An 11,465-nucleotide genomic window follows, 5' to 3' on the forward strand; every position below is an offset into this window, starting at 1 on the left:
GGGAAATGTTTGACCTGAAGATCCACTTTTTTGAGCGGGTTTTGCTAAAAAAGTTAGCTGAAGGACAAATCCCACGGAAAGGGAAGTGGGCAGCTGGAGTGGTGGTCAAGCAAGCAGTAGCTATTATTCCATAATAGCTACTAGAGGAAGCGTAAATCGGAGCATTTAGTGATAAGGAATGAGCGAATTTTGCTCAGTTTTTTTAATAGTCTAGGAAATTATAAAATTTAAAAATGTAGATAAATATCGTCGTGCTGAGCCGCGTCCAGCTCCAGCATCCAGAAATGATGCGACTTCACGAATCGCCCTAATCTAAGTCATCATTGGCTTGCAAGCTCACCGTGATTTCTTTATCTCCGTTGACTCGATCCAGGCGCTACGTTTCTAATCGGGCACTTGCGCTTTTGTTCATGGTTCAGAGCAAGTCAAGTATTTACGGAGGCTACGTTCATTTGTTCCATTTTTTTATACAGCAATTTTTAAGAATAGTCGTTTCTGAACATAGCGGGTATACACTTTGGATTCTCAAGCTCTATAATTACAATACTTTTGATGTGTAACTGTTTTATGTAGTATTCCTATTGCTGTATAATATGTTGTGGTGAAGAGAAGGGAGTGAATTGAATGATACGAACAATCAAGATATACATATATGCTAGTTTACTTGTACTCGGAACGTATTTTCAATTAAAACGAGTACAAAAATCTGTTAATCAACTAACGAAAGAAGAAATTTTTATTCAGCCAAGAAGTGTATCAAGGAAAGTAATGAAGCGAACTGGCAGTATGGTTATGGTCAATGGTCAGGAAAAATTACCAAAGGGACCTGTTTTATTTGTAGCGAACCATCAAGGCTTATTCGACATTTTAACGTTACTTGGGCATCTTGGAAAGCCGGTTGGATTTATAGCCAAAAAAGAAATACAAAAGCTTCCAATAATAGCTTCATGGATGGAATTAGTACATTGTGTATTCATTGATCGCACGGATCGAAGACAATCTGTTAAAGCAATTCACCAAGGAATAAAAAATTTGAAAAGTGGTCATTCCATGGTCATTTTCCCAGAAGGTACAAGAAGTAGAGGAAGTAGCTTAAATCCCTTTAAGCCAGGAAGCTTCCAATTAGCATTAAAGGCTAATGTACCTATCGTACCTGTTGCAATTGATGGTACTTATCAAATGTTTGAGGAAAGAAATGGCAGAATAAGTCCATCATGGGTTACATTGACGATTGAAGATGCAATATTTCCAGAAGAGTATAATGGAAAAAACTCTTCAGAGATCGCTGAACAAGTTCAGAGTGTTATAAAAAGGCGATTGCAAATAGATGGTGCAGATGATCGGATGACGTCAAGCGGTGACCAACAAGTGTCGACTACATAGATGAAAGTAAACCTTTAATCAGTGGGAATAACCAAAACCCCAACTGATTGAAGGTTTACTTTATATAAACGTTTTTTCGTTAAGAGAGAGTACTACTTATTAACAATGTATAAAGGGCTTTTCTGATAAGTTGGTAAAAAAGCTTACGAGAGGACTGTTTTACATGATTTTTTCATATTAAATTTCATTATGTACCGTAGTATGGCATATCCTTTGCTACTTCTAACTCATGATGAACCTCGTCAGCATATCCTTGCATCGTAGCAACTTCTAGCTTCATCATACTTCTAGCATTTATCCCCCGCATATAACTGGCAGTAAGACCCCGAGTTCAAGGAAAAAAATGACCCAAATGTGGATAAGAGGGGATTCAACTGCTAGTAAATGCCCGATTGATTCTAGGGCCTTTAAGTCATACCCTTGTGGTACTACCAATCCGTGGGGAAAAACAAAACTCCCCACGGATTGAAGTTTCACTTTATATCCATGTACAGGTAGTTTCATTTTGGAAGAATTAGATATACTAATACTGAGGTGATAGAAGTGGTTCAAGGAACAGTGAACTGGAATACAGAGATAACACAAGAATGGTTGCAAAGCTATGTGGATGATTGGGTGAAATTTTATAAAAAGCAGACTAGGGATGGGGAGGTTGCTTCTTATATTCCAGAGTTAAATAAGGCCAATCCAAATCATTTAGGAATTTCTATAGTAGGAAATAATGGGGTAACTATAAAATCTGGGGATGTAGACATTCCTTTCACAATACAAAGTATTTCGAAGGTATTCTGTTTTATTATTGCCTGTATGGAGAGAGGCGTCTCCTATGTCCTCGATCGTGTGGATGTAGAACCTACAGGAGAAGCATTTAATTCGATCATGCATTTAGAAATGAGAAAATTAAAGAAGCCGTTTAATCCTTTTGTTAATGCAGGAGCGATCACGGTTTCTTCCATGTTGAATGGTAAAACGTCTGATGAGAAACTAGAGCCATTATTTATATTATTAGAAAAGATGTTAGGGTATCGTCCAGCATTAAATATTAATGTGTATGAATCAGAACGAGATACATCGATTCGAAATCGTGCAATTGGTTATTATCTATTAGAGTTAGATTACCTAGAATCAGATATGAATATAACCTTAGAAACTTATTTTAAGCAGTGTTCAATCGAGATTACGGTTGATGATTTAGCTACTATTGGCAGGGTGTTTGCTAATGATGGAATTGATCCTAATTCAGGTGTAGAAATTATTCCTCGTAAGATAGTCAGATTGGCTAAAGCACTAATGTTAACTTGTGGAATGTATGATGCATCTGGTAAGTTCGCTGCTTATGTAGGTATTCCTGCGAAAAGTGGTGTCTCAGGGGGGATTATTGCAGTTGCGCCACCAAGAGTGCGTGACGAGGAATTACCTTTTATAGATGGATGTGGAATTGGAGTTTACGGTCCCTCATTAGATGACAAAGGCAATAGTATTGCAGGAATAAAATTATTAAGGCATATTGCAACGAAGTGGGACCTGAGTGTGTTCTAGTAAAAATAATGGAGGTGAGCCTGTGTGTGGGAGATATACGCTACTGGCAGATGAGTTGGAAATCTTAACCACATTCGACTTGGATCAAGAAGCTATTGAAAATTATGAACCAAGCTATAATATTGCACCTGGACAAAGGATCTTAGCCATTATACATGATGGCAAGCAGAAACGGGCAGGGTTGTTACGCTGGGGACTTATACCTAGGTGGGCGAAAGATGAAAGAATCGGGTATAAGATGATAAATGCTCGTAGTGAAACGGCTCATCATAAACCAAGCTTCAAACAGTTATTAATGCAGAAAAGATGTATGATAATAGCTGATAGTTTTTATGAATGGAAGAAAACGGAGAATGGTAAACAACCACAGCGAATACAAATAAAAGATCGTAAGTTATTTGCTTTTGCGGGCTTATGGGATAAGTGGGGGTACGGGGATGATGAACTCTTTACTTGTACTATACTAACAAAAGCTGCTAATAAATATGTGGAAGCTATTCATCACCGCATGCCAATTATTTTGCCAGTTGAAAAGGAAGATGCATGGATAAAGCCGACCAAGCAAAAACCTGAGGATACCCAACGATTTTTACAGTCACTTCAAGAAGAAGCGTTGAAATCCTATGCTGTTCAACAGTATGTTAATTCTGCTAAACACAATGATGAACAATGTATCCAGCCAATTACTTCTGCATAAATTGGTGATGCTAGGACAAACGTATTTTATTTAGATAGGAATAGAGGCTGGGACAAAACACAACTTCTTTACTCAAAATACGAAAAAATCATGTCTTTTGTCTCAGCCCCTATGTGTTTACTTCAAAAAGGTTCTATTATCGGTCTATCAAAACCTTCGCTTTTCGGGCACGACCTCAGTCTCTTCAAAAAGCACAAATCGCTTTTTTTAGAGTCTTTGAACTTGTGCTTTCCCGCAGGATAAGAAGGGCTTTGGTAGCATACATCCCACGCGGAAAAAGCGCTCTTCTTTTTCAAGGAGTCAACGTATGTTGACTACGTTTCGTATGATCATGTATTGTTTGACTTTTCCCGTCATTACTAGATTATTATCCTTGTTCTGCCTTAGCTTGTTCTTTTTCCTCCTTAGCTACCTTCAGGAATTTCTTTGTTTCATAGACGACTACTCCAGATAAACCTAATAGTCCTATTAGGTTTGGCACAGCCATTAATGCATTCATAATATCTGATATTCCCCATACAATATCTAGTTTTTCCATTGACCCATATAATACAGCTAATACAAATACAACACGATAAATCGGTATGGCTTTATCATTGAATAAGTACGCAAAGCATTTTTCTCCGTAATAAGACCATCCTACTAAGGTTGAAAAAGCAAATAGAATGATACCAAATGTAACGATATATCCACCTGTATCTCCGAGGAATGCCGCAAATGAGGCAGCAGTTAAATCACCACCATCTAGCCCGCCTTGATACATGTCAGCCATTACGATTGTAATTCCTGTGATGGAACAAACGATAATGGTGTCAATGAAAACCTGTGTCATGGATACCAATGCCTGACGACCAGGGTAGTCTGTTTTTGCTGCAGCGGCAGCAATTGGAGCTGAACCTAGACCTGCTTCGTTTGAAAAGACACCGCGTGCAACACCATAGCGGATAACCGTACCTAAAATACCACCGCCAATTGCACTACCAGTAAATGCATCTTCAAAAATTAGTCCAACAACACCAGGAATAAGATCAATATTCATAACCATAATAATTAATCCACCAATGATATAAAATAAGGCCATAATCGGAACAAAGAAAGCGGTTATTCTGCCAATGCTTTTAATGCCTCCAAGTATAACTAGTCCTACCAGTATGGTAAGTACAATACCTGTTACCCATGTTGGTACATTAAATGTCCCTTGAAGGGCGTCAGATACAGAATTGGATTGCACCATATTTCCAATTCCAAAGGCTGCAATTGATCCAAAGATTGCAAATATAATGCCTAGCCATTTTGCATTTAACCCTTTTTCTAAATAGTACATCGGTCCACCAGACATCTGACCTTTACTATTCTCAACTCGATATTTAACGGCGAGAATAGCTTCGGAATATTTAGTAGCCATTCCAAATAATGCAGATATCCACATCCAAAATACAGCACCTGGCCCTCCGAGCACGACCGCAGTTGCAACACCTACAATATTCCCAGTTCCAATCGTTGCTGCCATTGCTGTTGTTAATGCTTCATAATGACTAATATCTCCTTTGGATTTTTTATCTTGTTTAGCAGGACTGAATGCTAGCTTTAACGCATAGGGTAGTGTGCGAAACTGTAAAAAACCTAAACGAAACGTTAGATACAAACCTGTTCCAACAATTAGTATCAATGTTGGCGGCCCCCATACAAAGCCACTTATAGTTTCGATGATATCCATCATTTTTTCTTTCCCCCCTTTTTATACTTATATTAAATATTCCGAAAAATACAAACGCATGTCAAGGGATTTTAGAGAATTAACTAGAAATTAATTTGGTGAAATAGGTATTGTAAATGCTGTTTAATAGCTATTTGAAGCCAAAATGAAAGGGAAAGAACAGTTCTTATTCAATAGTTAGTAGACGATGTTAGATAGAAACCTTTGCCTGTCACCATAGAAGTTGCTTATAATAGAAATAAATGCAAAGCAGGTGTTATGATGATTCGAGTAATGTTTGTTTGCTTAGGAAACATTTGTCGATCGCCAATGGCTGAAGCGATATTCCGCGAATTAATAAAGCAAGCTAATTTAACCGATCAAATCCGGGTTGATTCAGGAGGGACTGGTAGTTGGCATATAGGTGAAGAACCGCATCATGAAACCAAATTAATTTTACAAAGAAACAATATTTCTTCCGATGGATTGATTGCAAGACAAATAAATGCAGACGATGCCAAACGATTTGATTATATTATTGCAATGGATGATCAAAATAAAGAAGATTTGCTCCAATTAGTTGGACAAAAGGATAACGTAATGATTGCTAAATTAATGGATTTTGTGAGTGATCCAGAAGAAAACAGCATTCCTGATCCGTATTTTACGGGGAACTTTGACTATACATATAGGTTAGTTTCAACGGGATGCCGTCAGCTACTGGAATATTTAAAAGAAGAACATGCTATAAGTTAAGGAGTGATTTTAATGGGAAAACGAAAATTATTTTTAGGTGTAATGATTGGAGCAACAGTAGGGGGATTAGTTACATTATTTGATAAAGATACGAGATCATATAGTAAAGAAAAGCTTTCAACTGCTAAATCAGGTACAAGTTATTTGATGAAGCATCCTTCCGAAGCTGTTCACTCTATTCGAACTGTATTTGATACGTTTAATCGGAACTTTACAACTGGAGCTGAGAAAACAATAGATGCTCTTGAGCAAGTAGAAGCAACTCTAGATAAAGTTGCTAATAAAAATGAAGCCAACCGAATAGAATAAAGGAAATCACAAAATACCATTGACATGTGGATTTGATGATTGTTAGGGAGTGTGACAATGGAAAATGATATGATGAAGTTTGGAAAGCAGCTATATAAACGTATGGAAGAAGTAGATGTTTTTGGTTTAGCTGCACAACTTGCCTATTTCTTTCTATTGTCACTATTTCCTTTCCTATTGTTTCTAGTTACATTGGTTGGCTATCTTCCGATTGACGAACTAGCTGTGCTTGATATTATTTCAGATTATGCACCACCACAGATAGTTGAGCTAATAACTACAAACGTTACGCAATTAATTCGTCAGCAAAATGGTGGCTTACTTTCTTTTGGGATTATAGCTACTCTGTGGGCAGCATCTAATGGAGTAAATTCATTAATGCGTGGATTCAATCATGCTTATAAAGTAGAAGAAAACCGACCATTCATTGTATCGCGTTTAATCGCCATTGTGTTGACTATTGCAATGGTAGCTATTATCATCATCGCTTTGCTACTACCTATTTTTGGAAGAACCGTTGGTGCTTATCTTTTTTCATTTATTGGTTTGTCCGAAGGCTTTCTGACAGTATGGGGGGCATTACGCTGGGTTGTTTCCTCGATTGTTTTCTTAATCGTTTTCCTAGCACTTTATAAATTGGCTCCTAATAAGCGGATATATGTAAAGAATGTAATTCCTGGCGCTTTGTTTGCTACCATCGCTTGGCAACTCGTGTCACTGTGCTTTTCATACTATGTTAGTACCATCGGCAACTATTCTGCAACCTACGGTAGTCTCGGTGCAGTGATCGCCTTAATGATATGGTTCTATTTATCAGGGATAATTATTATGACGGGTGGAATAATTAATGCGGTTATCCGAAAAAACAGGCTGTTGAAGTAAATTATTTCAACAGCCGTAAACCATTAAGTATAACTAAAATCGTACTTCCTTCATGTCCTATTACTCCTAAAGGTAAGTCGAGAATCTGCATGAAATTAGACAAAATGAGTAGGATGATTACCGTAAGTGAAAAGACAATATTTTGTTTAACAATTTTATTCATCTTTTTAGAAAGCGTAATAGCATTGGTGATTTTAGATAAGTTATTTTTCATGAGCACTACATCTGCCGTTTCTAATGCAACATCTGTACCTTCACCCATCGCTATCCCAACATTTGCAGTCGCTAAGGCTGGACCATCGTTTATACCATCTCCAACCATCGCTACATTACTAAATTCACTTCTCATTTTTTTCACTTGCTCTAGTTTTTCATCAGGCATACAGTTTGCTACATAACGATCTATTTTTGCTTCTGAGGCAATTGCTTTTGCTGTTAACTCATGGTCTCCTGTAAGCATAACAGTATAAATTCCCTGTTTCTTCAATTGCTTGATTGCTTTGATACTATCTTTTCGAACCGTATCCTTCATGCCGAATAATGCCACGATTTGATCCTTCTTTTTCACAAATACGACCGTTTTACCTTCCTCAGCCAGTTTATTTGCTCTATCAGCAAAAAATTTATCCTCTCCAATATAATCTGGTTTACCTAGCTCCCATTTCTCTTCATCTATCATTGCTGCGATTCCATTACCAGCTAGTGTAGTCACATTATCTATTTCACTAGTTATGGTAACATGCTGTTCCTGACAAAATCGGATAATCGCTTTTGCTAATGGATGGGTAGATTCCTGCTCCATTGCCATTGCAGTAGATAGAATAGTTTGTTTATCATGTTCTGGATGTACATAAAAATCAGTTACCTCTGGTTTTCCATTCGTGAGTGTACCTGTTTTATCGAGGGCTATAGCTCGAATATGGCTAATATTTTCGATATGAACCCCACCTTTAAATAACACCCCAGATTTTGCGCTGTTTGATATCGCTGATAGAGTTGCAGGCATAATAGATGCGACAAGTGCGCAAGGTGATGCAACGACCAAAAGAATCATTGCGCGGTATATACTATCCTGTAATGTCCACCCAAAAATTAGATAAGGAATAATCATCATAATTGCAACAGCCGCTAATACAGCTTTTACATAAACCCCTTCAAATTTTTCAATAAATAATTGAGACGGCGATTTTTCATTTTTAGCGGATTGAATCATTTGGACAATTTTTTGAAATAACGTTTCATTTGCAGGCTTTGTTACTTGAATAGATATAGAACCATCTAGCGCTATAGTCCCCGCGAACACATCTGCGTTATTTGCTTTATAAACAGGAATAGACTCTCCTGTAATAGCACTCTCATCAATGGATGTATTTCCTTGAACAATTGTTCCATCTACGGGAATCCTTTCACCTGCTCGTACATAAATAAGATCATCAACGTGAAGGCTGGAGACAGGGACAACCTCTCGACGATCATCCTTGATAAGAAGTGCTTCTTCTGGCTGCAGTTCCATTAATGAGGCTATTTCTTTATGACTTTTATTCATCGTGTACGTTTCTAAGGCTCCAGATAATGCAAATATAAATATTAAGACAGCACCTTCCGTCCAGTAGCCAATAGCTGCAGAACCAATGGCAGCTAGGATCATAAGCATCTCTACATTCAGCTCTTTGTTATGCAAGGTTTCTGTTATCCCCTCTTTTGCTTTGGCATATCCGCCAATCGTAAAAGCAATTAAGTGAAGCGTTACCCAGAGCTGATAAGAGATATAGGATTCGAAAGTCCATGTAAATAATATAAGTATGCCACTTAATAAGGCCGCGATTAATTCTTTATGTTCTTTAAGTTTATTAATAATAAATGAAGCTTTAGCTGGTTGCTTCATTGGACTATTCCATGTGTTAGTTTCTGCAGTCATGCAGTACACCTCCAAAAAGTTAATTTAAATCAGTTATTAATTTATAATAATTATTAATTAGTATATGTTATTATATTACCATCGAATGAAATAAAGTCAAGACATAAAACGGAAAAATTTATCCCGCAGTAAGACCTCCACTTCAAGCAATAATGTGAAACCAATATGTAAGTGGGGGGGACAACTGTCAGTAAATGTCTGATTGGTTCAAAGGCCTTTAGGTCATACCCTTGTGATACTACCAATCAGTGGGGGATAAACAAAACTCCCCGCAGATTGAAGTTTCACATTATCTATTGTAAAAATTAACCGAAAACTGTTACAATCTATATGAATTAATAAATATAACAACAAGGGGGAATAGTTTTGAGTAGATTTAGATTAGTGCTTTCATTATTTATTTTAATTGCAATTCTTGCCGCTTGCGGAAAAAGTGATGAGAATAATAACAGTGAAGGAGAAAAAGGTGTAACAGATAAAAGGTGGGAAGATATTCAAGAAGCAGGAGAGTTAGTGGTTGGCACTTCTGGAACATTAATAGCTGCTTCATACTATGATGGTGATGAGGAAAAGCAAGAACAGTTAACTGGATATGATGTAGAGGTAATGAGAGAGGTGGCAAATCGCTTAAATCTTAATATATCATTTGAGATTATGGGTATTGATAGTATGCTTCCAGCAGTAAAGAGTGGAAGGATTGATGTTGCTGCAAATGATATTGAAACAACAGATAAACGAAAAGAAGAATTCAATTTTAGTGATCCTTACAAATACTCTTATTCAACAATGGTAGTAAGAAAAGAAGATAATTCTGGTATTGAATCACTTGAAGATTTAAAGGGTAAAAAGGCTGGTGGAGGAGCAACTACGATTTACAGTCAAATTGCTGAGCATTTTGGTGCAGAAGTTGTTACATATGGGAATGCACCAAACGAAGCTTATTTACGTGATGTTCATAATGGAAGAACAGATGTTATTGTGAACGACTACTACCTATCTAAGTTTGGCGTAGCTGGTTTTCCAGATTTTGATATTCATCTGCACCCAGATTTGAAATTTCATCCTACAGAACAGGCTGTGGTAATTCCCGAAGGTGCTGATAAGCTTACTGAAGAGATTAATAAGGCATTAACAGAAATGCGTGAAGATGGTACATTAACGGAATTAGCGAAAAAGTTCTATAAAGAAGATGCATCGCAGAAACCTGAGGGAGAAATTAAAGAAATAGATGGCCTCGACTTGTAAGGGGACAACCTAGATGAATGTGAATGGATTGGATTTAGCTGAACTATTTGATGTCGAATTAGCGATAGAGAGCCTACCATTTGTTTTAGGTGGCTTGCCTATGACACTGCTCGTATCTGTCGTCGGTATGGGGATAGGGTTAGTGCTTGGTTTGATCCTTGCTTTAGCGAGAGGAGCTAATAATCCGCTATGGTACTTACCAGCACGAGTATATATTTCATTTATGCGTGGAACGCCAATGCTCGTCTTTCTGTTTATTCTATATTTTGGACTGCCAGTTATTGGGATAGAATTAACTGCAATAACGGCTGCTTATTTAGGTTTTGGTTTGAATAGTGCTGCTTATATCGCGGAGATTGATCGTTCAGCTTTAAATAGTATTGATCAGGGTCAATGGGAGTCGGCTAAAGCACTTAATTTAAACTATTGGCAAACGTTAAGAAAGGTTATTTTACCGCAAGCTACCAGAGTTGCCATCCCACCTTTGACAAATGTCTTTATGGATATAGTTAAAGCAACGTCATTAGCTGCTGTCATCACTGTTCCAGAGCTTTTTCAGAAGACACAGATTGTAGCTGGGAGAGAATTCGATTCAATGACCATGTATATATTGGTTGCATTGATTTATTGGTCAATTTGTATTGTCATCTCATTTATTCAAGAACGATTAGAAATACGATATAGCAAGTTCTTATAATTATTTGGAAGCTATAAATTTCTGAATAAAACGAGGCTAGAACAAAACGCAACTTCTTTACTCAAAATACGAATAATCATATGATCAATAGGAGTATCATCGCCGCACCGTGAAACTATAATTGCTTTTCGCGGGCACGGCCTCAGCTAACTTGGTAAAGAAAATCACGTTACCAAGTGGATCCTCGGACTCGTGCTGTTCCCGCCGGAGTCTCGCTTATTTCAGGTGCTAAATGAATGATTCTAATCAAAAAACGAACGATAATTAATCACCAACTAATTAGGTGGTTACCCCCAAAAGTTAGAGTTTATACTATGCAGCTGATTGGCTGGATTGCGTTCGG

10 protein-coding genes are annotated in these 11,465 nt (G+C 37.4%); 8 read left to right on the forward strand and 2 right to left on the reverse strand.

The annotated features are described in order from the left end of the window. Window positions 1–624: 624 nt before the first annotated feature. From ABDZ84_RS09255 to ABDZ84_RS09265, 3 genes are all read left to right on the forward strand, one after another. Entirely contained in the window at window positions 625–1,383 is a 759-nt protein-coding gene (locus ABDZ84_RS09255) for a lysophospholipid acyltransferase family protein (protein WP_080668746.1), read from the forward strand. Window positions 1,384–1,926: 543 nt separating this feature from the next. Beyond that, on the forward strand, window positions 1,927–2,922 hold the full coding sequence (locus tag ABDZ84_RS09260) for a glutaminase (protein WP_026682587.1): 996 nt from the start codon (window positions 1,927–1,929) through the stop codon (window positions 2,920–2,922). Window positions 2,923–2,944: 22 nt separating this feature from the next. After that, on the forward strand, window positions 2,945–3,619 hold the full coding sequence (locus ABDZ84_RS09265) for an SOS response-associated peptidase (protein WP_343781223.1): 675 nt from the start codon (window positions 2,945–2,947) through the stop codon (window positions 3,617–3,619). A 367-nt stretch (window positions 3,620–3,986) separates the two neighbouring features. Here the strand turns inward: ABDZ84_RS09265 and ABDZ84_RS09270 are convergent, their stop codons facing one another. Further along, window positions 3,987–5,339 (reverse strand): alanine/glycine:cation symporter family protein, encoded by a 1,353-nt coding sequence (locus ABDZ84_RS09270; RefSeq protein ID WP_026682589.1) that lies wholly within the window; start codon window positions 5,337–5,339, stop codon window positions 3,987–3,989. 258 nt (window positions 5,340–5,597) lie between these two features. On the opposite strand from ABDZ84_RS09270, the gene ABDZ84_RS09275 reads away from it, so the two are divergent. Genes ABDZ84_RS09275 through ABDZ84_RS09285 form a run of 3 tightly spaced genes read left to right on the forward strand, consistent with a single transcriptional unit; the run spans window position 5,598 to window position 7,262 of the window. Then, window positions 5,598–6,071: a low molecular weight protein-tyrosine-phosphatase gene (locus ABDZ84_RS09275; protein ID WP_026682590.1), complete on the forward strand. Its 474-nt coding sequence runs from the start codon at window positions 5,598–5,600 to the stop codon at window positions 6,069–6,071. A gap of 12 nt (window positions 6,072–6,083) precedes the next feature. Next, entirely contained in the window at window positions 6,084–6,380 is a 297-nt protein-coding gene (locus ABDZ84_RS09280; protein WP_026682591.1) for a hypothetical protein, read from the forward strand. Window positions 6,381–6,437: 57 nt separating this feature from the next. Beyond that, window positions 6,438–7,262 (forward strand): YihY/virulence factor BrkB family protein, encoded by an 825-nt coding sequence (locus tag ABDZ84_RS09285; protein ID WP_034679543.1) that lies wholly within the window; start codon window positions 6,438–6,440, stop codon window positions 7,260–7,262. Window position 7,263: 1 nt separating this feature from the next. On the opposite strand, the gene ABDZ84_RS09290 is transcribed toward ABDZ84_RS09285, so the two are convergent. Next, on the reverse strand, window positions 7,264–9,180 hold the full coding sequence (locus ABDZ84_RS09290) for a heavy metal translocating P-type ATPase (protein WP_026682593.1): 1,917 nt from the start codon (window positions 9,178–9,180) through the stop codon (window positions 7,264–7,266). Between the two features lie 366 nt (window positions 9,181–9,546). Here ABDZ84_RS09290 and ABDZ84_RS09295 point away from each other — a divergent pair, with 366 nt between their 5' ends. Together ABDZ84_RS09295 and ABDZ84_RS09300 are read left to right on the forward strand one after the other, a co-directional pair. Beyond that, window positions 9,547–10,425: a transporter substrate-binding domain-containing protein gene (locus ABDZ84_RS09295; RefSeq protein ID WP_026682594.1), complete on the forward strand. Its 879-nt coding sequence runs from the start codon at window positions 9,547–9,549 to the stop codon at window positions 10,423–10,425. Window positions 10,426–10,438: 13 nt separating this feature from the next. Next, window positions 10,439–11,122 carry an amino acid ABC transporter permease gene (locus ABDZ84_RS09300; protein ID WP_026682595.1) on the forward strand — a complete coding sequence of 228 codons (684 nt, stop codon included), beginning with the start codon at window positions 10,439–10,441 and terminating at the stop codon, window positions 11,120–11,122. Window positions 11,123–11,465: the final 343 nt, after the last annotated feature.

The sequence above is a fragment of the Virgibacillus salarius genome (assembly GCF_039521925.1).
Lineage (GTDB): Bacteria > Bacillota > Bacilli > Bacillales > Amphibacillaceae > Virgibacillus > Virgibacillus salarius.

Coding starts and splice junctions, on each gene's coding strand:
- ABDZ84_RS09255 (WP_080668746.1), top strand. CDS start 625: ATGATACGAACAATCAAGATATACATATATGCTAGTTTACTTGTACTC.
- ABDZ84_RS09270 (WP_026682589.1), bottom strand. CDS start 5,339: ATGATGGATATCATCGAAACTATAAGTGGCTTTGTATGGGGGCCGCCA.
- ABDZ84_RS09275 (WP_026682590.1), top strand. CDS start 5,598: ATGATTCGAGTAATGTTTGTTTGCTTAGGAAACATTTGTCGATCGCCA.
- ABDZ84_RS09280 (WP_026682591.1), top strand. CDS start 6,084: ATGGGAAAACGAAAATTATTTTTAGGTGTAATGATTGGAGCAACAGTA.
- ABDZ84_RS09285 (WP_034679543.1), top strand. CDS start 6,438: ATGGAAAATGATATGATGAAGTTTGGAAAGCAGCTATATAAACGTATG.
- ABDZ84_RS09290 (WP_026682593.1), bottom strand. CDS start 9,180: ATGACTGCAGAAACTAACACATGGAATAGTCCAATGAAGCAACCAGCT.
- ABDZ84_RS09300 (WP_026682595.1), top strand. CDS start 10,439: ATGAATGTGAATGGATTGGATTTAGCTGAACTATTTGATGTCGAATTA.